This is a genomic window from Seohaeicola zhoushanensis, from assembly GCF_014656415.1.
GTDB lineage: Bacteria > Pseudomonadota > Alphaproteobacteria > Rhodobacterales > Rhodobacteraceae > Seohaeicola_A > Seohaeicola_A zhoushanensis.
On the sequence record NZ_BNCJ01000007.1, the window covers coordinates 148,040 to 174,196 of the forward strand.

General features: G+C 66.7%; 27 protein-coding genes. 13 read left to right on the top strand and 14 right to left on the bottom strand.

Features of this window, described 5'->3' with window-relative positions:
• Positions 1 to 823: 823 nt before the first annotated feature.
• From IE266_RS14030 to IE266_RS14050, 5 genes are all read right to left on the bottom strand, one after another.
• On the bottom strand, positions 824 to 1,771 hold the full coding sequence (locus IE266_RS14030; RefSeq protein ID WP_189680725.1) for a carbohydrate ABC transporter permease: 948 nt from the start codon (positions 1,769 to 1,771) through the stop codon (positions 824 to 826).
• A 125-nt stretch (positions 1,772 to 1,896) separates the two neighbouring features.
• Positions 1,897 to 3,210: an ABC transporter substrate-binding protein gene (locus tag IE266_RS14035; RefSeq protein ID WP_189680726.1), complete on the bottom strand. Its 1,314-nt coding sequence runs from the start codon at positions 3,208 to 3,210 to the stop codon at positions 1,897 to 1,899.
• A gap of 192 nt (positions 3,211 to 3,402) precedes the next feature.
• Positions 3,403 to 4,563 (bottom strand): Gfo/Idh/MocA family protein, encoded by a 1,161-nt coding sequence (locus tag IE266_RS14040; RefSeq protein WP_189680727.1) that lies wholly within the window; start codon positions 4,561 to 4,563, stop codon positions 3,403 to 3,405.
• Between the two features lie 90 nt (positions 4,564 to 4,653).
• Positions 4,654 to 5,706 (bottom strand): sugar phosphate isomerase/epimerase family protein, encoded by a 1,053-nt coding sequence (locus tag IE266_RS14045; RefSeq protein WP_189680728.1) that lies wholly within the window; start codon positions 5,704 to 5,706, stop codon positions 4,654 to 4,656.
• Entirely contained in the window at positions 5,703 to 6,758 is a 1,056-nt protein-coding gene (locus IE266_RS14050) for a LacI family DNA-binding transcriptional regulator (protein ID WP_189680729.1), read from the bottom strand. Before IE266_RS14050 ends, IE266_RS14045 begins: the two co-directional genes overlap by 4 nt.
• Positions 6,759 to 7,067: 309 nt before the next feature.
• Between IE266_RS14050 and IE266_RS14055 the strand changes: the two genes are divergently transcribed.
• From IE266_RS14055 to IE266_RS14100, 10 genes are all read left to right on the top strand, one after another.
• Positions 7,068 to 8,159, top strand: coding sequence for a TRAP transporter substrate-binding protein (locus IE266_RS14055; protein WP_189680730.1), 1,092 nt, complete (start codon positions 7,068 to 7,070; stop codon positions 8,157 to 8,159).
• A 76-nt stretch (positions 8,160 to 8,235) separates the two neighbouring features.
• Positions 8,236 to 8,829, top strand: a complete 594-nt coding sequence (locus IE266_RS14060; RefSeq protein ID WP_189680731.1) for a TRAP transporter small permease subunit — start codon at positions 8,236 to 8,238, stop codon at positions 8,827 to 8,829.
• Positions 8,830 to 8,860: 31 nt separating this feature from the next.
• Positions 8,861 to 10,225, top strand: a complete 1,365-nt coding sequence (locus tag IE266_RS14065) for a TRAP transporter large permease (RefSeq protein ID WP_189680732.1) — start codon at positions 8,861 to 8,863, stop codon at positions 10,223 to 10,225.
• Entirely contained in the window at positions 10,222 to 11,577 is a 1,356-nt protein-coding gene (locus tag IE266_RS14070) for an amidase (protein ID WP_229864118.1), read from the top strand. The genes IE266_RS14065 and IE266_RS14070 overlap by 4 nt, the downstream gene beginning before the upstream one ends.
• A complete protein-coding gene (locus IE266_RS14075; protein ID WP_189680733.1) occupies positions 11,578 to 11,772 on the top strand; it encodes a hypothetical protein in 195 nt (64 codons plus the stop codon). It abuts the gene before it with no gap.
• Between the two features lie 155 nt (positions 11,773 to 11,927).
• The gene (locus tag IE266_RS14080) at positions 11,928 to 12,698 is read left to right on the top strand and encodes an SDR family NAD(P)-dependent oxidoreductase (protein WP_189680734.1); all 771 of its coding nucleotides are present in this window, start codon (positions 11,928 to 11,930) and stop codon (positions 12,696 to 12,698) included.
• Positions 12,699 to 14,159, top strand: coding sequence for a flavin-containing monooxygenase (locus IE266_RS14085; RefSeq protein ID WP_189680735.1), 1,461 nt, complete (start codon positions 12,699 to 12,701; stop codon positions 14,157 to 14,159).
• The gene (locus tag IE266_RS14090; RefSeq protein ID WP_189680736.1) at positions 14,159 to 15,043 is read left to right on the top strand and encodes a LysR family transcriptional regulator; all 885 of its coding nucleotides are present in this window, start codon (positions 14,159 to 14,161) and stop codon (positions 15,041 to 15,043) included. Before IE266_RS14085 ends, IE266_RS14090 begins: the two co-directional genes overlap by 1 nt.
• A 165-nt stretch (positions 15,044 to 15,208) precedes the next feature.
• On the top strand, positions 15,209 to 16,336 hold the full coding sequence (locus tag IE266_RS14095; RefSeq protein ID WP_189680737.1) for a beta-ketoacyl-ACP synthase III: 1,128 nt from the start codon (positions 15,209 to 15,211) through the stop codon (positions 16,334 to 16,336).
• 59 nt (positions 16,337 to 16,395) lie between these two features.
• A complete protein-coding gene (locus tag IE266_RS14100) occupies positions 16,396 to 16,977 on the top strand; it encodes a thymidine kinase (RefSeq protein ID WP_189680738.1) in 582 nt (193 codons plus the stop codon).
• On the opposite strand, the gene IE266_RS14105 is transcribed toward IE266_RS14100, so the two are convergent.
• Positions 16,974 to 18,029 (bottom strand): AI-2E family transporter, encoded by a 1,056-nt coding sequence (locus tag IE266_RS14105; protein ID WP_189680739.1) that lies wholly within the window; start codon positions 18,027 to 18,029, stop codon positions 16,974 to 16,976. The genes IE266_RS14100 and IE266_RS14105 overlap by 4 nt on opposite strands.
• Positions 18,030 to 18,194: 165 nt before the next feature.
• Between IE266_RS14105 and IE266_RS14110 the strand changes: the two genes are divergently transcribed.
• Complete coding sequence (locus tag IE266_RS14110) at positions 18,195 to 18,392, top strand: CsbD family protein (RefSeq protein WP_189680740.1); 198 nt, start codon at positions 18,195 to 18,197, stop codon at positions 18,390 to 18,392.
• 70 nt (positions 18,393 to 18,462) lie between these two features.
• On the opposite strand, the gene IE266_RS14115 is transcribed toward IE266_RS14110, so the two are convergent.
• The 5 genes from IE266_RS14115 to IE266_RS14135 all read right to left on the bottom strand — a co-directional run bounded on the left by IE266_RS14115 (position 18,463) and on the right by IE266_RS14135 (position 21,387).
• Positions 18,463 to 19,050 carry a PEP-CTERM sorting domain-containing protein gene (locus IE266_RS14115; protein ID WP_189680741.1) on the bottom strand — a complete coding sequence of 196 codons (588 nt, stop codon included), beginning with the start codon at positions 19,048 to 19,050 and terminating at the stop codon, positions 18,463 to 18,465.
• A gap of 210 nt (positions 19,051 to 19,260) precedes the next feature.
• The gene (locus tag IE266_RS14120; protein ID WP_189680742.1) at positions 19,261 to 20,253 is read right to left on the bottom strand and encodes a DUF3618 domain-containing protein; all 993 of its coding nucleotides are present in this window, start codon (positions 20,251 to 20,253) and stop codon (positions 19,261 to 19,263) included.
• Positions 20,237 to 20,644, bottom strand: a complete 408-nt coding sequence (locus tag IE266_RS14125; protein WP_189680770.1) for a phage holin family protein — start codon at positions 20,642 to 20,644, stop codon at positions 20,237 to 20,239. Before IE266_RS14125 ends, IE266_RS14120 begins: the two co-directional genes overlap by 17 nt.
• Positions 20,644 to 21,081, bottom strand: a complete 438-nt coding sequence (locus IE266_RS14130) for a hypothetical protein (protein WP_189680743.1) — start codon at positions 21,079 to 21,081, stop codon at positions 20,644 to 20,646. Before IE266_RS14130 ends, IE266_RS14125 begins: the two co-directional genes overlap by 1 nt.
• 102 nt (positions 21,082 to 21,183) lie before the next feature.
• Positions 21,184 to 21,387, bottom strand: a complete 204-nt coding sequence (locus IE266_RS14135) for a PLDc N-terminal domain-containing protein (RefSeq protein ID WP_189680744.1) — start codon at positions 21,385 to 21,387, stop codon at positions 21,184 to 21,186.
• A gap of 226 nt (positions 21,388 to 21,613) precedes the next feature.
• Between IE266_RS14135 and IE266_RS14140 the strand changes: the two genes are divergently transcribed.
• Both IE266_RS14140 and IE266_RS14145 read left to right on the top strand, forming a co-directional pair.
• Entirely contained in the window at positions 21,614 to 21,787 is a 174-nt protein-coding gene (locus IE266_RS14140; protein ID WP_189680745.1) for a DUF1328 domain-containing protein, read from the top strand.
• Positions 21,788 to 22,034: 247 nt separating this feature from the next.
• On the top strand, positions 22,035 to 23,054 hold the full coding sequence (locus IE266_RS14145; protein ID WP_189680746.1) for a PRC-barrel domain-containing protein: 1,020 nt from the start codon (positions 22,035 to 22,037) through the stop codon (positions 23,052 to 23,054).
• Between the two features lie 90 nt (positions 23,055 to 23,144).
• On the opposite strand, the gene IE266_RS14150 is transcribed toward IE266_RS14145, so the two are convergent.
• The 3 genes from IE266_RS14150 to IE266_RS14160 form a co-directional block, all read right to left on the bottom strand.
• Complete coding sequence (locus IE266_RS14150; protein ID WP_189680747.1) at positions 23,145 to 24,209, bottom strand: DUF475 domain-containing protein; 1,065 nt, start codon at positions 24,207 to 24,209, stop codon at positions 23,145 to 23,147.
• A gap of 273 nt (positions 24,210 to 24,482) precedes the next feature.
• Entirely contained in the window at positions 24,483 to 25,136 is a 654-nt protein-coding gene (locus IE266_RS14155) for an orotate phosphoribosyltransferase (RefSeq protein ID WP_189680748.1), read from the bottom strand.
• A 132-nt stretch (positions 25,137 to 25,268) separates the two neighbouring features.
• Entirely contained in the window at positions 25,269 to 25,940 is a 672-nt protein-coding gene (locus tag IE266_RS14160) for a TetR/AcrR family transcriptional regulator (RefSeq protein ID WP_189680749.1), read from the bottom strand.
• Between the last annotated feature and the right edge of the window lie 217 nt (positions 25,941 to 26,157).

Sequence of the window (26,157 nt, forward strand, 5' to 3'; positions counted from 1 at the left end):
CGCCCGTCCGCTGACGCTCAAAGCGTCCGATGCCCCACCAGCCGCTCATGCCCGCGCCTCCGCCTGCCGCCATGCGTCCCCTCTCCCCTCGGGGGAGAGGGTCAGGGTGAGGGGCCCCCCGCCCGTCCGCTGACGCTCAAAGCATCCGATGCCCCACCAGCCGCTCATGCCCGCGCCTCCGCCGTCAGCCCCGCATCCCCTCTCCCCTCGGGGGAGAGGGTCAGGGTGAGGGGGACCCCGCCCGTCCGCTGACGCTCAAAGGGTCCGATGCCCCACCAGCCGCTCATGCCCGCGCCTCCGCCGTCAGCCCCGCATCCCCTCTCCCCTCGGGGGAGAGGGTCAGGGTGAGGGGGCCCCCGCCCGTCCGCTGACGCTCAAAGGGTCCGATGCCCCACCAGCCGCTCATGCCCGCGCCTCCGCCGTCCGCCCTGCGTCCCCTCTCCCCTCGGGGGAGAGGGTCAGGGTGAGGAGGCCTCCGCCCTTCCGCTGACGCTCAAAGCGTCCGATGCCCCACCAGCCGCTCATGCCCAAGCCTTCCGCCTGCCGCCCCGCATCCCCTCTCCCCTCGGGGGAGAGGGTCAGGGTGAGGGGGCCTCCGCCCGCCCGCTGACGCTCAAAGCGTCCGATGTTCCACCAGCCGCTCATGCCCGCGCCTCCGCCTGCAACCCCGCATCCCCTCTCCCCTCGGGGGAGAGGGTCAGGGTGAGGGGGACCCCGCCCGTCAGCTGACACTCAAAGGGTCCGATGCCCCACCAGCCGCTGATTGCGCGCCGCCACGGCTTCTTCTCTTTCCAGATACTCGGAAAAGATCCTGTCCTCATCCTCAGCGCTCCTTCACCTTGTTGAGCGCCTTCACGTAGATCGAGGCCAGCCCGAAGACGGTGACGAACAGGATGATCGCATAGGCGCTGGCATAGCCGGTGCGCCATTTCTCGAAGGCCTCGCGCTTGAGGTTGATCGAGGTGAGCTCGGTGGTCGACCCCGGCCCGCCGCCGGTCAGCTGCACCACCAGGTCGAACATCTTGAAATTCTCGATGCCGCGGAACAGCACCGCCAGCATCAGGAAGGGCAGCACCATCGGCACCGTGATGGTCCAGAACTGCCGCCACTTGGAGGCGCGGTCGATCTCGGCCGCCTCGTAGATGTAGTCGGGGATCGAGCGCAGCCCGGCGAGGCAGATCAGCATGACGAAGGGCGTCCACATCCAGGTATCGACGATGACGATCGCCCAGGGCGCGAGCGTGACCGAGCCGATCATCTCGAAGCTCGACGGATCCACGCCCGAGAAGAAACTGACGATGTAATTGAACAGCCCGATCTGCGGCTGATAGAGGAAGGTCCAGAAGTTCCCCACCACCGCGGGGCTCAGCATCATCGGCAGCACGATGATCGTGGTCCACAGATCGTTGCCCCGGAACTTGCGGTTGATGAGCCAGGCCAGGGTAAAGCCGATCAGCACCTGGAAGAAGATGGTCCAGAACAGGAAATGCGCGGTGGCCTGCATCGTCAGCCAGATGTCGCTGTCGGTCAGGATGCGTTCGTAGTTCCGAAGCCCGATGTATTCCGTGCCGCGCGCGGCGCGGTTGGCCTTGAAGTCGGTGAAGCTGAGATTGATCGTCCAGATCAGCGGAAAGATATTGACCGCCAGCAGCAGGAAGATCGTCGGCGCCACGAAGATCCAGGCGATGGCCCGGTCCGACAGGCCGCGGATGCGCCGGGCGACGGGAACGGGCGTGGCGCGGGCGGCGCGGTCTGCGATCGTGTCGGTCATGCGGTTGCCTTGCGGTTTATCGTAGGGCGGGGTTCACCCCGCCGCACCCAGGCGGCGGAGCGGCGCGGCGGGGCAGGCCCCGCCCTACGCTGGCTGGTAGGGCGGGGATCACCCCGCCGCGGGGCTCAGAGCTTGCCCTCGTCCTCGAAGACCTCGGTCCAGTCCTTGATCAGCGCGTCCAGCGCCTCCTTGGCCGTGCCCTGGTCGGCGACGACATAGTCGTGCATCCGCTTCTGCATGGCGAGCAGCAGCTCGGCATAGGCCGGCTCCTGCCAGAAGTCCTGCACGTTCGCCATCGCCTCGAGGAAGTCGCCGGCAAAGGGCGCCGAGTCCTTGAAGCCCGGATCGTTCAGCACCGCGTTGTGGCAGGAATAGCCGCCCAGCGACCACCACTTCTTCTGGACGTCGGGCTGGGCGAACCACTTGATGTATTCCAGCGCCGCGTCCTTGTGATCGGAGTAGGAAACCACCGAGATGCCCTGCCCGCCCAGCGTGGAACCGGGGTTGTTCTGTGGTGGGTTCACGAAGAAGTCGATCTTGTCGCCGCCGGTGTTCGGGTCGGCGTAGAGGCCGGGGAAGAAGGCGAACCAGTTCATCGCCATCGCCACCTGGCCCGACTTGAAGGCGTCCAGGCTCTCGCCCATGTAGGAATTGGTATAGCCCGGCGGCGTCGCGGTCTTGTAGAACTCCTTGTAGAATTCCAGCGCCTCCACCGCCTGCGGCGAGTTCACCGCGCCTTCCATGTCATACTTGCCGGGCGTGTTCTCGTATTTGAAGCCCCAGGGATACAGCGCCCCGGTCACCCCCATGGTGATCCCCTCCGAGCCACGCTCGGTGAAGATCGCCGCGCCGTAGACGGTCTTGCCGTCGATCTCGCGGCCCTGGAAGAACTGCGCGATCTCCAGCAGCTCCTTCTGGGTCTTGGGCTCGGCCAGGTCGCGGCCATGTTTCTCCTTGAAGGCCGCCTTGATGTCGTCGCGCGCGAACCAGTCCTTGCGGTAGAACCAGCCGTTGGCGTCGCCCATCGCCGGCAGCGCGTAATAGTTCGGCTCGCCCTTGGGCCAGGTCGAATAGGCATAGACGGTCGCCGGGGCGAAATCGTCCATGCTGATGCCTTCCTTGTCGAAGAAGTCGTTCAGCTTGACGTAATGGCCGTTCTCGGCGCCGCCGCCGATCCACTGACTGTCGCCGATCAGCAGGTCGCAGAGCTTGCCACCCGAATTCAGCTCGTTCAGCATCCGGTCGGCGAAGTTCGGCCAGGGCACGAACTCGAAGTTCATCTTGTGGCCGGATTGCGCCTCGAAATCCTTGCTCAGCTCGACCAGCGCGTTGGCCGGGTCCCAGGCGGCCCAGCAGAGCGTCAGATCCTCGGCCTGCGCCATGCCCGCGAAGGCCGTGGCCGACAGCGCCGTCGCCGCCAGAAACTTGGACGTCTTCATGGTTATTCCTCCCTCATGTGGACCCGGCGCTTTCCCCTGGCCCCGCAGGGCCCCCTCCGCCGGATTGCCGAAAGCGTAAATGAGGTGCGTACCTCAAGGCAAGAAAAATCCCGAGTGACGCAGATCGGCCCCGCCCCGCCGCGGCCCCGGCCAACCGGCCGGGGCGCAAAAGATGCATTTTCCGCTGAGAATTCAGCGCGCCGGCGTCACCCAGACCCCGCCCCTGGCCGAGGACCGCACACAGGCGTCGACAAAGGCGACCCCGTCCACCCCGTCGCCCACGCCGGGATACAGCACCCCCTCGGGCAGCGCCGTCCCGGCGGCGCGGGCGCGAATCGCGGCCGCCGCCTCGGTGTAGATGGTGGCGAAGGCCTCGAGATAGCCCTCGGGATGGCCCGAGGGGATCCGGCTCACCCGCCCCGCGGCACCGTCCGAGCCGGCATAGCCGCGCCGGATCCGCCGCGGCGCCTCGCCGAAGGGCGCGTGCCAGAGCGTGTTGGGCTCCTCCTGCGCCCATTCCAGCCCGCCCTTCTCGCCGTAGATCCGCAGCCGCAGCGCGTTCTCGTTGCCCGGCGCTACCTGCGACGACCAGAGCATCCCCCGCGCGCCGCCCTCGAAACGCAAGAGCACATGGGCATTGTCATCCACCCGCCGCCCTTCGACAAAGCTCTGCATGTCGGCGCAGACCGCCTCCAGCCGCAGCCCGCTCACGAAACCGGCGAGGTTCATCGCATGAGTGCCGATATCGCCGATGCTGCCGCCGGCGCCCGAGCGCTCCGGGTCGGTCCGCCAGCCCGCCTGCTTCTGCCCGGTGGCCTCCAGCGCCTCGGTCAGCCAGTCCTGCGGGTATTCCACCTGCACCACCCGGATCGCACCCAATTCACCCGCCGCCACCATGGCGCGGGCCTGCCGCACCATCGGGTAGCCGGTGTAATTATGGGTCAGCACGAACAGCGCGCCCGAGCTTTCCGCCGCCTTCACCATCTTCTTCGCCTCGGCCAGCGTCGCGGTCAGCGGCTTGTCGCAGATCACGTGGATGCCGCGCTTCAGGAACTCCTTCGCCGCCGGGTAGTGCATGTGGTTGGGCGTCACGATCGCCACCGCCTCGATGCCCTCCTTCAGCCGCGCCTCGCGCTGCGCCATCGCCGCGAAGTCATCGTAGACCCGCGCCGGGTCCAGCCCCAGGTCCGCCCCCGAGGCCCGCGACTTCTCGGGCGTCGAGGAAAAGCAACCCGCCACCAGCTCGTATTGATCGTCGAGCCGCGCGGCGATGCGATGCACCCCGCCGATGAAGGCATCGCGCCCGCCGCCCACCATGCCCAGCCGGATCTTCGCCGCGCCCTTGCGTTCCATGAAAACCCTCCCTGATTTTCTCTTCTTTCCAAATATCTCCGGGGGTGAATTGGCCGCCAGGCCAAGAGGGGGCAGCGCCCCCTGCCCCGCTCACAGCCCGAGCATCGCCCGGTTCGCCGCCTCGTCGGTGCCGCCGTCGGCGAAATCGTCGAAGGCCCGCTCGGTCACCCGGATGATATGATCCTTCACGAACTGCGCCCCCTCCCGCGCGCCGTCCTCGGGGTGCTTCATCGCGCATTCCCATTCGACCACCGCCCAGCCGTCGAAATCGTATTGCGTGAGCTTGGAGAAGACCGCCGCGAAATCGACCTGACCGTCCCCGAGGCTGCGGAACCGCCCCGCCCGGTTCACCCAGGACTGGTAGCCGCCATAGACCCCCTGCCGCCCTGTCGGGTTCAGCTCGGCGTCCTTGACGTGGAACATCTTGATCCGCTCGTGGTAGATGTCGATGTTGTCGAGGTAATCCATCGCCTGCAGCACGTAGTGCGAGGGATCGTAGAGCATGTTGCAGCGCGCGTGGTTGCCGACGCGTTCGAGGAACATCTCGAAGCTGACCCCGTCGTGCAGGTCCTCGCCGGGGTGGATCTCGTAGCAGAGATCGACGCCATGTTCCTCGGCATAGTCGAGGATCGGCCACCAGCGCGCGGCCAGCTCGTCGAAACCGGTCTCGACCAGCCCCGCCGGACGCTGCGGCCAGGGGTAGACATAGGGCCAGCAGAGCGCGCCCGAGAAGGTCACATGCGCGCCGATCCCCATGTTGGCCGAGGCGTGGATCGCCTTCTGCACCTGCTCCACCGCCCAGGCCTGCCGCGCCCTGGGGTTGCCGCGCACATGCGGCGCGGCGAAGCCGTCGAAGGCGGCGTCATAGGCCGGGTGCACCGCGACGAGCTGGCCCTGCAGATGGGTCGAAAGCTCGGTCACCTCGATGCCGTTCTCGGCCGCCTCGCCCTTGAAGCTGTCGCACCAGTCGCGGCTCTCGGCCGCCTTGTCGAGGTCGAACAGCCGCGCGTCCCAGGTCGGCACCTGCACACCCTTGTAGCCGCAATCGGCTGCCCAGCGGGTGATCGCCCCCCAGGAATTGAACGGCGCCGCGTCCCCGGCGAATTGCGCCAGGAACAGGGCCGGGCCCTTGATTGTCTTCATGTCTTCTCCTCCCGATAGTCGCCCTCAGGCAGATTTTCCTTCAATACGATCTCGATGCGGATGCGCTCCTGGCTGGCGATGACCTCCACTCCATCGCATTGCGCCTTGAGCACCCGCGCCGCGCTGCGGGCGATATGCCCGGCGTTCTGATTGATGATGACGTCGACCACCCCCGAGGTGAGCATCTCGCGCGAATGCGGGGTGAGGTCGTGGCCGATGATGACCAACTTCTCCTCCAGCCCGCGCGCGCGCACCACCTCGGTGATGCCGCGCAGGCCGGCGCCGGCGCAGTAGATGCCGACCACGCCGTCATGGTTGTCGAGACATTGCGCCGTGACCCGCGCCACCACCTCGTGGTTGTCGCGCCCCTCGATGGTGGGCAGGGCGACAAGGCCCGGAAAGCGCTCGGCCAGCACCTCGTCAAAGCCCATGCGGCGGTCGACCATGTCGCGCGCCTGCATCGAGTTCACCGCGACGACGATCTTGCCCGCGCGCGGGCCGACGAAACGGCCCATCAGGACACCAGCGGTGCGCCCCGCGGCCAGGTTGTCGATGCCGACAAAGTGGTCGCGCTCGGAATGCGGCTGGTCGGTGATCATCGCCACCACGGCGAGGCCCCTGGCCTTCACCCGCGCGATCATGTCGCGCATCATCGGCGTCTCGTTCGCCATCACCGCGACACCGTCGAAGCGCTGGCTCTCGATCCGCCGGAACGCCTGCTGCAACGCGAGGTGATCGCCCATGGCAATGTGCCGGACCTCGATCTCGAGCCGGTCGGCGCTGAGGCCGGCGGCGGCCTCGTCGATGGCCTCGTGCAGCCCCTTGAGGAACTGGCTCGGCGTGTCCGGCAGCAGGAAGGCAAAGCGGTAGCGGCGCTGCCGGGCGAGATTGGCCGCCGAGAGGTCGCGCACATAGCCGATGCGGCTGATCGCCTCCTGCACCCGGCGCACCGTGACCTCGCGCACGCCGGCACGCGCGTTCAGCACCCGGTCGACCGTCGCCAGGCTCACACCCGCCTCGCGGGCAATGTCGTGCACTGTCGGCTTGCCCATCGCTCTCCCCCTGGAGGCTCAGGGTATTGCACTCATCTGAGGCACGTCAATCAGATGCATCACGGCGGCCCAATGCCGCGCCCAACCGCATATCTGGTAAAACAACTTGACCAAAAAAGCCGCCTGCACCTAACCTGAGTCGGACCAATGTCTTGATCGGGGGGGAGCCGGGGTCCTGTCGCAGACTTGGAGGAGCTTGGAGGGTTCACCAGCGCGCCAGCCGCGCCTGAGGCCCGAAGAGAGGTCTGCGACAGCACCGGTCACACTTTCCGTCGGAACAGGCACGCGGTCTAACCAACGGGAGGAACCATGACCAAGACTACACGCAGAAGCTTCCTGCGCGGATCGGCCGCCACGGCCGCGGCGGGTGCGCTTGCCGCACCGGCGATCGCACAGGAAGGAACCACGCTGAAGATGCAGGCTGCCTGGGGCGGCGGCATCTTCCTTGAGAATGCGCAATCCTACGTCAAGCGCGTCAACGAAATGTCCGGCGGCAAGCTGAAGATCGACCTCTTGCCGGTGGATTCGGTCGTCAAGACCAGCCAGATGCAGGACGCCGTGCACCGCGGCGTGCTCGACGCCGCGCACTACGTGCCGGCCTACTGGTATTCCAAGTCCAAGACCGCCTCGCTCTTCGGCACCGGCCCCTGCTTCGGCTGGTCCTCGCAGGAGGTGCTGGGCTGGGTCTATTACGGCGGCGGCCAGGAGCTCTTCGACGAGCTGATGGCAAGCCTCGGCCTGAACGTGGTGAGCTTCTTCAACTCGCCGATGCCGGCGCAGCCCTTCGGCTGGTTCAAGAAGCAGGTGACCAGCACCGAAGACATCAAGGGCATGAAGTACCGCACCGTCGGCCTCGCGGCGGACGTGCTGCTCGAGATGGGCATGTCGGTCGTGCAGCTTCCCGGCGGCGAGATCCAGCCGGCCATGAAGTCGGGCCTGATCGACGCGGCCGAGTTCAACAACCCGACCTCGGACCGTGACTTCGGTATGCAGGACGTCTCGAAGATCTACATGCTGGCCTCGTATCACCAGAGCCAGGAATTCTTCGAGGTCACCTTCAACAAGAAGAAATACGAGAGCCTCGCCCCCGAACTCCAGGCGATCCTGAAATATGCCTCGGAAGCCGAGAACTCGAACTTCTACTGGCACAACACCCTGCGCTACGCCAACGACCTGCGCACGCTCCAGGACGAACAGGGCGTTGCGGTCTACCGGACTCCGGACGACGTGATGGCCGCGCAGCTCGATGCCTGGGACATCGTGGTCAACCGCATCTCGGGCGAGGATCCGTTCTTTGCCAAGGTGATCGAGAGCCAGAAGGCCTATGCCAAGAACGTCATGGGCTACCTGAACCTCAACCAGCCCGACTACAAGCAGGCCTACAAGCACTACTACGGCTGACAAGGCCGTTGATCCCTGACGGGGGCCGCGCGGACCGGCCCCCGTCTTCATGTCGCGAAACGAGGCGGAGGCGCGCGTGCTGAACATCGTCCATGCAATAGAGGGACTGAGCCAATGGGTCGGAAAGGCCTTTGGCTGGTGCATCCTGATCCTGACCTTCGCGGTCAGTTACGAAGTCTTCGTGCGTTACGTCCTGAACAACCCGACCGTCTGGGCCTTCGACGTGATGGTGCAGATGTATGGCGCGCTGTTCCTGATGTCGGGGGCCTATGCGCTGGCGCAGGACGGCCACGTCCGCGGCGACGTGCTCTACCGGCTGTTCCCGGTGCGGGCGCAGGCGACGATCGACTTCATCCTCTACCTGCTGTTCTTCTTCCCCGGCATGATGGCGCTGTTCTGGTACGGCTGGGAGATTGCCGCCGACAGCTGGCGCTACAAGGAGGTGAGCTGGAACAGCCCGGCGCGCATCCAGATCTACTTCTTCAAGACGCTGATCCCGGTCGCGGGCCTGCTGCTGATGATCCAGGGCGTGGCCGAGCTGATGCGCTGCTGGATGGCGATGCGGTCGGGGCAATGGCCCGAGCGGATCGACGACGTGCGCGAGACCGAGGACATGCTGATCGACATGGACACCAGCGCGGTTCCGCGCCCCGCCCCGCCCGGCCACTGACCATCCGGCAATCTCCAGGAAAGATCACCACATGACCGACCCTCAAGTTGCCATCCTGATGCTCTGCATGTTCATCGTGCTGGTGCTGCTTGGCTTCCCGATCGCCTTCACCCTGCTCGCCATGGGCGTGGGCTTTGGCTACTACGCCTATTACACCGACGTGCCGCATACCTTCGCGGACCTGTTCTCGAACAACATCTTCTATCTGCTGAACCAGAACACCTACTCGGTGATGGAGAACGACACGCTGGTCGCGATCCCGCTGTTCCTGTTCATGGGCTACGTGGTGGAACGCGCCAATATCGTCGACCGGCTGTTCTTCTCGCTCTATATGGCCGCCCGAAACCTGCCGGGCGCGCTGGCGGTGGCGGCGCTGCTGACCTGCGCGGTCTTCTCGACCGCGAGCGGGATCGTCGGCGCGGTGGTGACGCTGATGGGGCTGCTGGCCTATCCGGCGATGGCCAATGCCGGCTACCAGCGCAGCTTCGCCGCGGGGGTGATCTGCGCCGGGGGCACACTGGGCATCCTGATCCCGCCCTCGATCATGCTGATCGTCTACGCCGCCATCGGCAACCTCTCGCCCCTGCGGCTCTACGCGGCGGCGGTGTTTCCGGGGCTGCTGCTGGCCGGGCTCTACATCGTCTACGTGATCGTGCGGGTGCTGATAAACCCGTCGCTCGCCCCCAAGCCGCGCGACGAGGACGTGCCGCCGAAACGGCAGATCTACCTCGACCTGCTGATTTCCTTCGTGCCGCTGACCGTGCTCATCGCACTGGTGCTCGGCTCGATCCTGGGCGGCCTCGCCACCCCGGCAGAAGCGGCGGCGATGGGCGCGCTCGGCGGGCTGGTGCTGGCCGCCTTCTACCGCTCGCTGACCTGGGACAAGGTCAAGCAGAGCGTCTTCCTCACCGCCAAGGCCACCGCCATGGTCTGCTGGCTCTTCGTCGGCTCCTGGACCTTCGCCTCTGTGTTCTCCTTCCTCGGCGGGCATGACATCATCAAGGACTGGGTCGAGCACATGCAGCTCGAACCCTGGCAGTTCCTGGTGCTGGCGCAGCTCATCATCTTCCTGCTGGGCTGGCCGCTGGAATGGTCCGAGATCCTGATCATCTTCGTGCCGATCTTCCTGCCGATGCTCGACCACTTCGGGGTCAACCCCTACTTCTTCGCGATGCTGGTGGCGCTGAACCTGCAGACCTCGTTCCTGACGCCGCCCATGGCCATGTCGGCCTATTACCTCAAGGGCGTGCTGAAGAAGCAGATCGAGCTGATCGAGATCTTCCGCGGGCTGATGCCCTACCTCGCGATCGTGATCTTCTGCATGGTGCTGATGTACCAGTTCCCCGGAATCGCGCTCTGGCTGCCCGACTTCCTGTTCGGCGTCTACGTCCCGTGAGTGCGCCCGACCTGACCCGCGCCTCGGCCGTTGCGGCGGCAGAGGCGATCCGCGCCGGGGCCCTGAGCTCCGAGGCGCTGGTCTCGGCCTGCCTTCAGCGCATCGCCGAGACCGACGGCGCGATCCGGGCCTGGGCGCATCTCGACCCCGAGGCGGCGCTGGCGCAGGCGCGCGAGGCCGACCGCCTGCGCAAGGCGGGCCGGGCAACCGGCGCGCTGCACGGCGTGCCGGTGGGGCTGAAGGACATCGTCGACACCCGCGACATGCCGACCGAGCTGGGCACCGCGATCTTCGCGGGCCGCCAGCCCGAGATGGACGCCACCCTGGTCGAGCGCCTGCGCGAGGCCGGCGCGGTGATCATGGGCAAGACCAAGACCACCGAACTCGCCTTTGTACACCCGACCGACACCACCAACCCGCATGACGCCACCCGCACGCCGGGCGGATCGTCGAGCGGTTCGGCGGCGGCGGTGGCCGCCTGCCACGTGCCCCTGGCGGTGGGCACGCAGACCAACGGCTCGGTGATCCGCCCTGCCTCGTTCTGCGGCACCTACGGCTTCAAGCCCTCACGGGGGATCATCTCGCGCCAGGGGCTGCTGCAGACCTCGGTCTCGCTCGACCAGGTCGGGGTCTTCGCCCGCCACATCGAGGACGCCGCCCTGCTGGCAGACGTGATCGGCAGCTATGACCAGCGCGACCCGGCGAGCCTGCCGCGCCCGCGCCCGGCGATGCTCGCCGGCGCCACGGCCGAGGCCCCGGTCGAACCCGACCTCGCCTGGTTCGACCTGCCCCACCACGACCGCCTGTCGCCCGACGCCCGCGAGGGTCTGGAACAGGTGATCGAGGCGCTTGGCCCGCGGGTCGAACGCTATGGCGCCGCCCCCGAACTGGCCGACCTGGTGCGGGTGCAGGGCATCATCCACGAATACGAGATCTGCCAGCACCTCGCCGAGACCTTCGCGGCCCATTGGGACCGCATCAGCGCCACGCTGCAGCCGGTCATCACCCGCGGCCGCGCCATCTCGCAGGCGCAATACGAGGACGCGCTGGCGGTCAAGGCCAGTGCCGAGAGCTTCTTCGCCGCCTTCGGGCGCGACTACGATGCGATCCTCGCCCCATCGGCCGCCGGCGAAGCGCCGCTGCTGGCCGCCGGAGGCACCGGCGACCCGATCTTCTGCACGATCTGGACGCTTGCCGGCCTGCCCTGCCTGTCGCTGCCCCTGCTGGTCGGCGAGAACGACCTGCCCATCGGCGTGCAACTGATCGGCGCCGCCGAGCAGGACGACCGCCTGCTGCGCACCGCATCCTGGCTCCAGCGGCAGCTGGGCCAAACCGACGAAAAGGAGAGCTGAATGTCGCCCCTCGTCAACTTCATCACCGGCTGCATCGGCCTTGCCCTGCTGATGATCTTCACCATCGGCCTGTCCTACTCGGTCTCCACCGGCTTTGCCGGGTTCTGGGGCGGGCTGCCGCTGAACATCATCGTCGGCTTCGTGCTGATCCTCGCTTTGGTCAACCTCTACGAAGAGACCATCGGCCGGAAATAGGCGCGCCCCTCCGGCGGCGCGTTGGCGGCACGGGCAGAGTGGAGTATTTGGAAAGAGAAGAAGCATGGGGGCGCGCCCTGCTTGCTTCTTCTCTTCATAAATACTCAAAATGGCGCAACCCTGCCGCGCAGATGCCGCCCGAACCGGAGCCAGCCATGACCTCGCCCGCCCTGTTCCCCGATCTCGCCGGTGCTTCGGTCTTCATCACCGGCGGCGGCTCCGGCATCGGCGCGGCGCTGGTCGAGGGCTTCGTGGCCCAGGGCGCGCAGGTCGCCTTCGCCGATATCCGCCCCAGCGCGGACCTCGCCGAGGCGCTGGGGGCGCGCTATCCCAATGCGCCGCTGTTCCTCGACTGCGACATCACCGATACCGAGGCGCTGCAACATACCATCGCCCGCGCCGCGGCGGCGCACGGGCCGGTCTCGGTGCTGGTCAACAACGCCGCCAACGACGACCGCCACCGGCTGGAGACGGTGACGCCCGGCTATTGGGACGCGATGATGGCGGTGAACCTCAAGGCCTATTTCTTCGCCGCCCAGGCGGTGGCCCCGGCGATGGTGGCGGCGGGGCGCGGGGCGATCGTGAACTTCAGCTCGATCAGCTACATGATGGGGAATGCCGGCTACCCGGTCTATACCTCGGCCAATGCGGCGATCACCGGCATGACCCGCAGCCTGGCCCGCGAGCTGGGCCCCAGCGGCGTGCGCGTCAATGCCGTTGCGCCGGGCTGGGTGCTGACCGAGAAGCAGAAGGCCCTGTGGGCCACGCCCGAGGGGCTGGCCGAACACCTCGCCCGGCAGTGCCTGACCGAACACCTGGCCCCCGAGGACCTGGTCGGGCCGGTGCTGTTCCTGGCTTCCGAGGCGAGCCGGATGATCACCGGGCAGTGCCTCGCGGTCGACGGCGGCGTGGTGGTCTCGGGCTGAATGGCCGAGGAGCGCCTCGATATCCTCGTCATCGGCGCGGGCTTTGCCGGGCTCTGCGCGGCGATAAGGCTGCGGCAGGCGGGCAAGACGGGTTTCGCGGTGGTCGATGCCAACGCGGGCGTCGGCGGCACCTGGTATGCAAACACCTATCCCGGCGCGACCTGCGACGTGCCCTCGCATTTCTACTCCTTCTCCTTCGCGCCAAAGGCGGACTGGAGCCACCTCTATTCGCCGCAGCCCGAGATCCTGGCCTACCTGCAGGACTGCGTGACGCGCTTCGGGCTGGCGCCTCACCTCCGACTGGGGCGGCGGGTGACGGAACTTGCCTGGGACAGCGCCCGCACCGGCTGGGCGGTGGCGCTGGACGACGGCACCCGCCTCTTCGCGCGTTTCGTCATCAACGGGGCGGGCGGGTTGCAGGTGCCGCAATGGCCCGCGATCGAGGGGCTGGAGCAGTTCACCGGCCCGAAGATGCACACCGCCGCCTGGAACCACGCGGTCGATTTCGCCGGCAAGCGGGTGGCGGTGATCGGCAGCGCGGCCAGCGCGATCCAGGTGGTGCCGGAATTGGCCCGCGTGGCGGCGCAGGTCGATGTCTGGCAGCGCACCCCGAACTACATCGCGCCGCGCGGCAACCGGGCCTACAGCGCTCGGCAGAAGCGGCTGTTCGCGCTGGTTCCGGGTTGGCGGCGGCTCTATCGCTGGATCATCAAGACACGGATGGACCTGGTGCTTTTCCCGCTTGTCACCAACCCCGAGCGGCGCGCGAAATTCGCCGCGCGCATCCGCGCCTATATCGCACGGGCGGCGCGCGATCCGGCATTGGCGGCGCGGTTGACGCCCGACTACGAGATCGGCTGCAAGCGCATCCTCGTCTCGGATGATTTCTTTGCCACGCTGCGGCGCAGGAACGTGACGCTGCAAACCGGCGGCATAGCCCGGATCGCGCCGGAAGGCGTGGTCGCGGCGGATGGCAGCCTGCACCCGGCCGATGTGCTGGTCTGCGCCACCGGCTTCGACTTCGGCGCGCAATATACCGCCATGCCGATCCGAGGCCGCGATGGGCGCACCCTGGCGGAGCACTGGGCCGAACAGGTCGAGGCCTGGCGCGGCGTGATGGTCACGGGCTTTCCGAACCTCTTCCTCGTCACCGGGCCGAACAGCGGCGTCGGCACCACCTCGGTCGTGCACATGATCGAACAGGCGGTGGGCTGGATCCTGCGCACCATCGACCGCGTGCCGCCGGGCCAGTCCGTCGAGGTGCGCGCCGAGGCGCAGGCGGCATGGAACCGCAGCCTGCACGCCGCGCTCGACCAGACCGTCTGGGCCACCGGCTGCCACAGCTGGTACAAGCGCGCCGACGGGCGGATCGAGACGCTCTACCCCGGCAGCGCGGCGATGTATGCCCGCGAGATGCGGCGGGCGCGGCTGTCCGACCTGCGGATCGGGGCCGCGCCCTGATGGCCGTCACGCTGAAACAACTCGAGGCCTTTGTCTGGATCGCCGACCTTGGCAGCTTCCGCGCAGCGGCCGAGCGGCTGAACACCACGCAGCCCAATATCTCGGCCCGGATCGCGGCGCTGGAGGAGATCCTGAACGTCACCCTGATGGAGCGCGACGCGGGATCGGTGCGGCTGACCCCGCGCGGGCGCGACCTGCTCGACCATGCCCGCGCCGTGCTGCGCCAGACCGAGGCGCTGATCGCCGCCTCGGGGCAGAAGGCGCTGTTCGACGGCACCCTGCGGCTGGGGGTGACCGAGATGATCGTGCACACCTGGCTCAAGGACTTCCTGCGCGCGCTCCGGGCGCAATTCCCCAAGATCAGCGTCGAGCTGACCGTGGACATGTCGGCCAAGCTCGAAGAGGAGCTGGTGGCGCGCCGCATCGATCTCGCGGTGCAGAACGGCCCCTTTGCGCGGGTCGCCAGCGGCACGGTGCAACTGGGGCGCTACCCGCTGATCTGGGTGGCGGCGCCCGGGCTGGGCCTGTCCGGACGGCTGAGCGCGGCCGAGCTGACCCGGCACCCGGTGCTGACCCATGCGCGCGGCACCCAGCCCCATGCCCAGGTGGCCGAGCATTTCCGCGCCCTTAACACCGCCGCGCGGCTGGTGCCTTCGTCGAACCTTGCCGCCGGGATGCAGATGGCGCTTCAGGGCATGGGCGTCGCCGCCCTGCCCGAGGCGATGATCGCGCGCGAGCTGGCGGCGGGCGAGTTGGTGCGGCTGGATTATGGCTGGGCACCGGACGACCTCGACTTTGCCGCCCGCTACGACGCGCGCACCGCGCCGGGCTTTGTCGGCGCTCCCGCCGAGATCGCCCAGGCGGTGGACCGGGCGCACCGCTGAGGCGTTCCTTCCGGCGGCGCAAGGGAGCAGCGCGAAAAACCACTCGCGCCGCATCTTCAACGATTCCAGATACTTGACCCCCCGTCCCAGCTGGGACACCCCCTCTTGCCCCTCTCCTCCCCCGGCGCTAGGCTGGCCCCCACCCCCGCAGGGGGAGGAGCCCATATGACACATATCCCCGCAATCACCGGCACCGGCGTCTACACGCCCGAAGCCACCATCTCGAACGCCGAGCTGGTCGAGGCCTTCAACGCCTATGCCGACCGCTGGAACGCCGAGAACGCCGCCGCCATCGCCGCCGGCGAGCTGACCGCCAAGGACCACTCCTCGGAAGAGTTCATCGTCAAGGCCTCGGGCATCGAGCAGCGCTACGTGATGGACAAGACCGGGGTGCTGGACCCCGCCCGCATGTATCCCGCCCTGCGCCAGCGGTCGGACGAGGAACCGGGCATCATGACCGAGATGGGCGCCGACGCCGCCCGCAAGGCGCTGGCCCAGGCCGGCCGCGAGGGCCACGAGGTTGATCTGGTGATCTGCGCCGCCTCGAACATGGAGCGCGCCTACCCGGCTGTCGCCATCGAGCTGCAGAAGGAACTGGGCTGCACCGGCTTCGCCTTCGACATGAACGTCGCCTGCTCCTCGGCCACCTTCGGCATCCAGGCCGCCGCCGACATGATCCGCGCCGGCTCGGTGCGCCGGGCGCTGGTCATCAACCCCGAGATCTGTTCGGGCCACCTGGAATGGCGCGACCGCGACTGCCACTTCATCTTCGGCGACGTCGCCACCGCCACGCTGATCGAACCCGCCTCGCAGGCGAAAGGCCCGCGCTTCGACATCCGCTCGACCCGCTGCGCCACCACCTTCTCGAACAACATCCGCAACAACAACGGCTTCCTGCGCCGCTCGCGCCCCGACGGGGTGGCCGACCGGCGCGACATGCAGTTCATGCAGAACGGCCGCAAGGTGTTCAAGGAAGTGGTGCCGATGGTGGGAGAGCACATCCTCGGCCACCTCGCCGAGGAAGGCATCGACCCCGAGGCGCTGAAGCGGCTCTGGCTGCACCAGGCCAACAAGTCGATGAACGACTTCATCGGCCGCAAGGTGCTGGGTCGCCCGCCGGAACCTGACGAACAGCCCAACATCCTGCAGGATTACGCCAATACCTCCTCGGCGGGGTCGATCATCGCCTTCTCGAAATACTCCGACGACCTTGGCGAGGGCGACCTCGGGCTGATCTGCTCCTTCGGGGCGGGCTATTCGGTGGGCTCGGTGCTGGTCGAACGCCACGCCTGACCGTCTTGATCCCGGCGTCGCGCTTGCCGATAAGGGGCGCGACCTGCCGGAGACCGACATTGGCCAAGCTCTACTTCAACTACTCGACGATGAACGCCGGCAAGTCGGCGATCCTGCTTCAGGCCTCGCACAACTACCGCGAAAGCGGGATGGACACCTACCTGCTGACCGCCCGGATCGACGGGCGCGCCGGCACCGGCCGCATCGCCTCGCGCATCGGCATCGGCGCCGAGGCGGATCTCTTCGGGCCGGGCGACGACCTTTTCGCGCAGGTCAGCGCGCGGATCGGGCAAGGCCGGATCGCCGCCGTCTTCGTGGACGAGGCGCAGTTCCTCGAACCCGAACAGGTCTGGCAGCTGGCGCGGGTCGCCGACGACCTGAACGTGCCGGTGCTGGCCTACGGGCTGCGGGTCGACTTCCGGGGCGAACTCTTCCCCGGCTCGGCCACCCTGCTCGCCCTGGCCGACGACCTGCGCGAGGTGCGCACCATCTGCCATTGCGGGCGCAAGGCCACGATGGTGATCCGCCAGGACGCCGAGGGCCGCGCCATCACCGACGGCGCGCAGGTGCTGATCGGCGGCAATGAGACCTACGTGTCTCTCTGCCGCCGCCACTGGCGGGCGGCGGTCGGGGACCGCTAGGACTTCGTCGCCATCGCGGTGGCGCCCTCGGTGTCGGTGATCGCGTCGTTCAGAACCAGGATCCAGAGCATCATCGGGATCGCCACGATGCCGCCGATCGGGCCCCAGAGCCAGAGGCCGAAGATAAGGGCGAGGAAGACCAGCAGCGGGTTCACCGACATGTGCCGCCCGACCAGCGCGGGGGTGACGAACTGGCCCTCGATGGCGTTCAGGATCATGAAGGAAAACGCCGGGGCCACCGAGAGCACCCCGTCGAACTCGGCCACCCCGACGAAGAGCAGGATGACGATGTAGACGATCGGCCCGAGGTAGACGACGAAGTTGATGACGAAGGTGACCACGCCCCAGATCACCGCATCGGGCAGGCCGATCACCTCGAAGGTCGCCGCCGTGATCGCGCCGAGTCCGGCGTTGATCATCGTGATCGTCAGGAAATAGCGCGAGACATTGCGCTCGGCCCGGCGCAACCGCTTTGCCATTCCGGCCCGTTCGCCCGGCGCGCAGAGTCGGAGCGTCACCCAGGAATAGATCTCGCTGCGGGTCAGCAGGAAGAAGAACAGCGTGCCGGCGAAGATCAGGATCTGCGACAGGATCGCCGGTGCCGCCATGATTGCGTCGGTGACCGAGGGGATCGCCACCTTGTCCTCGGCCGGAGCAGCCGCCGCACCGCCGGTTTCGGGCGAGATCGCCTCCTTCACCCCGTCGCTCATGTCGGAAAGGCCCCGGATCAGGCCGCGTACGCTGTGAATGACTTCCTGCATGTCGGACCAGACCTTGGGGGCCTGGGCGACCATGCGCATCACCACCGGCTGGAAGATCAGCACCAGCGCCCCGACCGCCAGCAGTGTGAGGAAGAGGCCGATGACCGCACCATAAACCGGCGAGGCACCGCGTTTCTCCCAGAAATCCGAAAGCGGCGAGAGCACGACACCAGCCACCAGGGCAAGGGCCAGCGGCGCGAAGATGCCCTCGGCAATGTCCATCGCCGCCGTCACCACCACCGCACCGATCGCGATCAGCGACAGCTGCGCGAGGCGTTCGACTGTGTCCAAGATGTGTCTCCTTGTTCTGCCAGCGCAACGCGCCGGGCGATGCGGCGGTTCCCCGCCGGGGCGTGCGTCGAGCAGCCGACAAGGGGAAATTGACAGGAACTGCCACCCGGTTCGGACGTTGATCCGGCGTAACCCGTTTCAACCGCAACGCGGAAGGAGATCGAAATGAACTGGGACCAGATCGAAGGCAACTGGAAGCAGCTGAAGGGCAAGGCCCAGGCCAAGTGGGGCGACATCACCGACGACGAGTGGCAAAGCGCCGAAGGGCGCCGCGAGGAACTGGTCGGCATCGTCCAGGAGAAATACGGCCGGGCCAAGGAAGAGGCCGAGCGCGAAGTCGATGACTGGATGCGCCGTCTCTGACTCCTTGCGATAGCCAAAACGGAAACGCCGCCCTTCGGGGCGGCGTTTTCTTGTTTGCTTTTACCTTGTGTCAGGTCCGCTTTTTGCGGGAGGCCGCTATGAGACCGAGCCCCGACAGCAGAAGCAGCGAGGATGCCGGCAGCGGCACTTGCGGCGGATCGCTGGTCAGATCGAAGGCCAGCGTGTTCAGCCCCCATCCCCAGTTGTCGGACGGCTGGAGACCCCTGATGTAGCTGATCCCAGATGCCGTGAAGGAGAAGCCACCACCATCAGACAATGCGGAGATGGTCTCGAGAACATTGTCCATGGCGTCATAGGCCTCCAGGAACAACGTTCCTTCTTCGCTGTCCAGGTTGAAGCTGACATTCGAAGCGGTGCCCGCAAAGTTGATTTCGAGCACGTCGGCCCTGCTTGAGATTGGGCAGGTCGCCCCCCCGCAGTTCGTCAGATATAACGTGGGCGTGCCACCCGTGAGGAGGCTGAAAATAACGATATCGACTTCGGCTCCATCTTCCGTCCCACGAAAGGTGACACCGTCCGCCGCGAACTGGTCTGTCACGACCGTGTTCGCAGCGAGAGTGCTGAAGTTGATCGTAACGGCCGATGCGGCGACCGGGAGAACCCCCAAAGCTGCCGCTAAAAAAATAGATGATTTCATTTGTTCCCCCATAAGCAATGCGCGGAACGATAGCTTTCATTAACATATTCTCAAAATGTTATTTTGCAGACTCCGGCAGGATTTCCCGGAAAATCGGAAGGCATAGTTTCCTTTCAGGACACAAAAAACCGGCAGCTGCCTGGTGTGCGCAGCTGCCGGCTTCTCGCGGCGGGGCAACCGAAAGGACGAGCCTGCCCTGCCAGCGATCCGTCAGACGTTGGTCGTCATGCCCGCGGTCTTGGGCTTGTCGGTCTGCGTCGCCTTCTCGGCCGTGTCGGTCAGATCGTCCGCGGCCTTGTGGGCGGCGGTCTTGGCCTTGTCGCTGAGGTCATCCACGGTCTTGTCGACGGCGGACTTGGCGCGTTCGCCGAGGTCGTCGGCCAGGGCCGACGCGGCCTCTTTCAGCCGGGCGCGCTCTTCGCGCAGCTGATCGGCGGCGGCGCGCATCAGGCGGTCGCTCTCGGCGCCGAAGGTCCGGTCCTCGATCCGCGTGCGCGGCATCGCCGCGGCAAAGGCCGCGCCCAGCACCAGGGCGACACCGCCGGCCACCATCGGATGTTCGTTCACCAGCCGGCCGGCTTCACGGCCACCCGCGCGGGCGCCGCGCTCCATCTTGAGGCGCGCCGAATAGGCCGCTTCGCGCGCCTTGACGATACGCTCCTTGGCGGCGTCGGACAGGCCGTCGAGACCCTCCATCAGGCTCGCCCGCATGTCGTCGGTAAAGCGCGAGAGCACCTCTGCGCGTTCGGCGGCATAGTCACGCAGGTCACCGGCCTGCGAACGGGCGTCACGCTCGATCCCGCGCAGCAGGCGCGAGGCCTTGCCGCGCAGCGTGTCGATGCTGGCGGCCCAGCGGTTGGCGTCGCGCGTCTCCTCGTCGGTGAAGTCCGGCGCGGGCGAGCCGCCTTCGTCCTCCCAGCGGTTGATGACCGAACGGCGCGGGTCGGGCGTGGCCTTGCGGCCGCCGAAGATCAGCCAGGCGAGGCCAATACCGGTGAGCGCCACCGCGACCGGGTTGGCGCGCACGGCACTGTCGATCGAGCTGGCATAGGCGGCGGCATTGCTGCGCACCATGCCCAGCGCGTCCTTGGCGAGGTTCTCGACCGAGACGCGTTCCTGCAGCTCGTCGAGGGTGGAGCCGAGGCGCGAGCGGGTGCGCTCGATATCGGCCTCGATTTTCCGGGTGTCAGTGTGCTGTGTCATTGCTGAGTATCTCCTTGAATGTCGATGCGTCGCGCTTGACGTTCTTCGCCGTGCGACGCGGCAGGATGTTTTCCGGCGACAGGGCCTTGCGGCCCACCGCGATCAGGACAAGGGCGACCAAGGCGAGCACGACGGCGACGATCAGGCCCGAGAGGGCCGCGGAGAGGCCCTGTTCGACCAATGTCGCCACCGCGGCGCCGGCCAGCACGAAAAGTGCGACCAGCGCGGCCGCCGCCCCCGCGGCGAGCAGTCCGAGGCCCGCCGCCGCCTTGCGCAGGTTGGCTTCCACCTCGGCGCGGGCCAGGGCGATCTCGCCGCGGACCAGGTCCGCGACGGCCTGCACCGCGTCCGAGAGCAGGGCTCCGGCAGGTCTGGGCGGCGGGGTTTCCATCACGGGTAGGTCCCCTCGTGAGTCAGCGCCAGCGGCGCTTCGTCGGCCTGCTCGCCGCTGGCACGCAGAAAGCGCGCGAGGGCGAACCCGGCGATGGCCGCACCGGCGACGAATGCGCCGGGATGGCGGCGGGCAAAGCGCTCGGTGCCTACGAGAAGCGTCGAGAGGTCGGTCTGGCGCAGTTCCTCGGACAGGTCGGCCACGCTGCTGGCCACCACGTTCTGCACGCGGGACTGCAGGTCGTCCGCGCCCGGCGCGGCGCGCAGGCTCTCGGCCAGGCGCAGGCCCTGGTCCGAGACCATCTCCTTGCCGGTCTCGGCACGGGCCTCGGCCTCGCTGCGAAGCACGGAGCCGGCCTTGCCGGCGATTTCGGACAGGTCTTCCTTGGCGACCTGTGCGGTTTCCTTGACGGTCTTGCTGATTGTCTGCTGTGTCACGTCACCCTCCATAAGGCTGCGTAATGCGGGGGGCCGGTTGGTCGGCCACCCCGTCGCGCTGGCAATCCAACGTGCGGATCACCGCGCCGGTTCCGGCGATCTTCAGACGTGGCGCGGTTCCGCCCGCGGGCCTGCGATCAGCCAGATCAGGAAGCCCAGCAGCGGCAGCAGGAAGACCAGAAGCGACCAGAGAACCTTGCGGCCGGTGCTGGTAGAGGAGCTTACGATCGAGACCAGCGCCCAGATATCCAGGGCCAGCAGAAGCAGCCCGCCAACGCCCGAGAGATTAAACATGCTCATTTCCATGGGTCAGTCCTTTCGCTTGTTTTGCAGGGTCAACGCCACCAGGGCGGCAGGGTTCCGCGCAGTGTTCCGACGTGACGTGCCCATCGAGAGAAGGAAGTTCGCGCGCCTCACACGGGCGCGCGAGGCCGGCTCACCGCGGCGCCGGAACGGGAACCGATCCCGAAATCGCCGCGTTGGAATGCCATACGCAGCTCAGAACTCTGCACCTCAAACAGGAGTAAACACCATGCTTGGTTGGGCACTTACGTTTCTCGTCGTCGCGCTGATCGCCGCGGCTCTCGGCTTCGGCGGCATTGCCGGCGCATCGGCCGGCATCGCGCAGATCATCTTCGTCGTCTTCCTGATCCTCTTCGTCGTCGCAATGGTCGCACGGGCGGTTCAGGGCAAGCCGCCGGTCTGATCCGGCGCAGACCCGACATTACCCGCCGCGCCTTGTTCACGATCCCATTGTTCCGGATCAGCGGCGGTAAGGTCGGACCGGGGAAACCCGGTCCGGCCTTTTTCTTTGTGCGCCCTCGGGCGGCTTTCCGCCGGGCCGTTTCCCGAACGGAAACTTTCGCGAAAATCTTGGAACCCCGAGGCGGGAGACACGTTGGTTCGGCAAGCGCGATGGCGCCACGACAGACAATTCAGAGGAGATTAACATCATGAAAAAGCTCATGATTTCGACAGCTATGATTGCACTGGCAACCTCGGCATGGGCCGCTGAAGGCGAGATGTTCCGCCCCTCGGCCGACCCGATGGAAGTCCATGCCTCGGACTTCATCGGCAAGCGTGTCTACAGCTCGGAAGCGGCTCTGGACAGCGAGGCCTATGACGGTCTGCAGAACGAATGGGAAGACATCGGCGAGATCAACGACGTGATCCTGTCGCGCAACGGTTCGGTTGAGGCCGTGCTGGTGGATATCGGCGGTTTCCTCGGCATCGGCGAGCGCCAGATCGCCGTGGACATGGGCGCCCTGCAGTTCGTTGCGGACAGCGCCACGGCCGATGACGAGAGCGACTATTTCCTCGTGATGAACGCCTCGCGCGCCAACTTCGAGGAAGCTCCGGAATACAGCTGGAACAAGGCCGAAACCTCGGTCGAGACCAAGGCCGCGCAGGCCGAGGTGAAGACCGAAGCGGCTGTTGACAACGCGGCCGAAAAGACCGCGGAGGCCGTCGACAATGCAGCTGACAAGACCGCTCAGGCCGCCGAGAACGCCGGCCAGACTATCGAGAACGCGGCAGACAACACTGCCGCAGCCATGGACAAGGCAGCCGACAAGACTGCTGAAGCCGCTGACCAGGCAGCTGACAAGGCCGAGATTGCCGTGAACGACACGGTCAAGGACACCCAGGCCGCCGCGACCGACAACTCGGTGCAGTATGAAGGTTATGCTGCCGCCAACATGGAAGACCTGACGGCTGAAATGCTGACCGGCGCCCCGGCCTATGACGCCAACAACGAGTGGATCGGCGAGGTCTCGGAGCTCATCCTGAGCGACGAAGGCAAGATCACCCACAGCGTCGTCGACGTGGGCGGGTTTCTTGGTATCGGTGAGAAGCCGGTAGAACTGTCGATGGACGAGCTGCAGATCCTGCGCGAAGACGGTGGTGACGATGTCCGCGTCTATATCGCGATGACCAAGGAACAGCTCGAGGCGATGCCGACCTACGAGAACTGAGTGTCGCCCTGACGCGCGGGACCCCTCCGCGTCGGGTAACACGCCGCGGTCCGTCCTCGTGACGGGCCGCGGTTTTCTTTTGTCCTGCGCCTATTCCTCGGCGACAGCGGGCGGACCCGCGCGCAGCGACCAGGCGAAGGACAGGCCGATCAGGCCGGCGCCGAGCAGGCCGGTGATGACCTCGGGGATATGCACCATGGTCTGGCAGAACATGATGACCGAAAGCGTCAGGATCGCGTAGAAGGCCCCGTGTTCGAGGTATTTGTACTGCGCCAGCGTGCCCTTCTCGACCAGCATGATGGTGGTGGAGCGCACATACATCGCGCCGATCCCCAGCCCGATGGCGATGACGAAGATGTTGTGCGTCAGCGCGAATGCCCCGATCACCCCGTCGAAAGAGAACGACGCGTCGAGCACCTCGAGATAGAGGAAGGCACCAAAGCCGCCTGCCCCCGCCGCCTTGGTGGCATTGCCGCTGTCGATCGCCGCGCCCAGCACCTCGACGCCGAGGAAGGTCAGCACCCCGAGAATCGCCGCCTCGATGAACTCGTTCGAGGCCTGCTCGGGCAACACCAGCGAAAAGCCGACCGCCACCGCCAGCGCCACCGCCACCTCGACCCCGCGGATCGAGGCCCAGCGGGCACAGCGCGATTCCAGCCAGCCGACCCAGTGGATGTCCTTCTCCTCGTCGAAGAAATAGCTCAGCGCCACCATCATCAGGAAGGCGCCGCCAAAGGCCGCGATGGGCAGATGCGCCTCGCGCATGATCTCGGAATACTGCTGCGGATCGGTCGCGGCGAGGACGATAGCCTCGATAGGGCCGATGCCGGCGGCGATCACCACGATCAGGATGGGGAAGACGACGCGCATCCCGAAGACCGCGATCAGGATGCCCCAGGTCAGGAACCGGCGCTGCCATTCCGGGCGCATGTCCTTGAGCTTGTTGGCGTTGACGATCGCATTGTCGAAGGAGAGCGAGATTTCCAGCACCGCGAGGACGGCGGTGATGAAGAGAATCGAGAGGGCGCCCTGGATGGTGCCGGTGAACAGCCAGCCGACAACGGCCGACAGGACGAGACCGATGAAGGTCACGATGAAGGCCCAGGTGAAATACGAGGCAACGCCCGGGCCCGTGGTCTTGGTGGATAGGCTCATGTCCGAGTTCCTGTTGGGACAGGACGCACAACGGCCTCGGCCCCCGGAAAGGGGCCCAGTCTGAGAGAGGTCAATTGCGAAAATCTGTCCCTGCGGCCGACAATGTTTCAGCGCCGACATCGCAAATGTGCCGCAGACACTTGCCAGAGGGGCCCGGTCGCCATGTTTCAGGGCCCGTGGGGCCCTGCGGGGAAAATGGTCGATTCCGGGTGAGGCGTCAAGGGGAGGCCGGGCCGGCCGCGCTGTCACGGCTGGCCCGGCGCAAGTCTCGTATCAGGCGAAGCCGCGCTCGGCGCGCCAGCCGTCGGGATTGTCGAGGAAGGCGCGGATCGACGCGATGCGCTCGGGGCTCAGCCGCTTCTCGTCCTCGCAGAGCGCCAGCACGTCGGCCCAGGTGCAGAGCCGGTGCAGGGTGATGCCATGTTCGGCCAGGCGCTCGTCGGCGCCGGGGAAGCTACCATAGAAGAAGGGCACGGCCGAGTGGTTGCAGACGCCCTCGGCCTCCCGCACGGCCTCGACGAAGGAGACCTTGCTGCCGCCGTCGGTCGCCATGTCCTCGACCAGCAGCACGCGGTCGCCGGGGTTGACGATGCCCTCGATCCGCGCGCCGCGGCCATGGCCCTTGGGCTTCTTGCGGATATAGGCCATCGGCAGGTTCATCCGCTCGGCCACGAAGGCGGCGAAGGGGATGCCCGCGGTCTCGCCGCCGGCGATGACGTCGAAGGGTTCATCCTTCAGCTGTTCGACCATCATGTCCATCAGCGCGCCGCGGATCGCCGGGAAGGCGATCAGCCGGCGGCAGTCGACATAGACCGGGCCGCGCAGGCCGGAGGTATAGGTGAAGGGCACCTCGTCGTTGAACTGGAGCGCGCCGGCCTCGACCAGCAAGCGCGCGGCGGTCCGCGCCTGTTCGGGGGTGGTCTTCATGATGCGTCCTTTCTCGGGCCCAGGGAGTCTGCGCCCGGTATCACGTCGGCGCGGCCTCTGCACGCATGACTTTGCAGGGCGCGCCCCGCCAGGGACACACCCGTCCGGACCCTGGCCCGCGAGGGGGGCAGTTCAGCCCTGCCGCCCCACCGCCTGACCCGTGCCGAGCAGCAGTTGCAGGCAGGTCTCGGAGAGTGCCGCGCCGTCGTGCCGGTCGTGATCGAACCACTTGTAGGTCCAGCAGGTCATGCCCATGATGGCCCGCGTGGCATAGCGCGGGTCGACGTCGGGCAGCACGCCTTCGGCGATGGCCCGCTCGACGGTCTGGCTGAACGCCTCGACATAGGACCGCTCCAGCTGCCGCAGCCTCTCCGACTTGGCACTGCTCTCCTTCGTGAAGCCGATGTGGTCGAAGAACACGCTGAAATGGCTGAGGTCCGAGATCACCCTCCCGATCTGGTGCTCGACCAGCGCGCGGAGGCGGTCGACGGGATCCTCGATCAGCACGATCCGGTCGATGTCCTCGCGGGCGCCGTCCATCGCGGTCTCGAACACCAGCCCGACCAGTTCGGCCTTGGAATTGATATAGTAGTAGAGCGACGCCTTGCGAATATCGAGCGCCTCGGCCACATCGTCGAGCGACCCGCCATCATAGCCCTTCTCGCGAAAGACATTCGCGGCAGCCTCGACGATCAACCGTTTTCGTTCCTCGTATTCGGCGCTGCGTGTCTCGTTGCGTGGTCTCCCTACCTTGCGGCGCTTCGGAGGGTCTTCCTGCTGGCTCTCCGCGGATGGCTTGCTCAATTATCCTTCCCCATATGGTTGGGGCGGTGCCGAACGCGGGAGACAGAAGATTCCCGACCAGGCAAGTGCCGCCGCGTTAACAATAGTTAATGGCTTGCCTGCGCGACAGCACAACAGCGGGCTGGTCGGATTCTCCAGCCAAATTGCGGACTTCGCGCATCAGTCCCGTGATCCGCGCAAGCAGTTTGGGGCGGCACCCGCGACGTGATGCACCCAG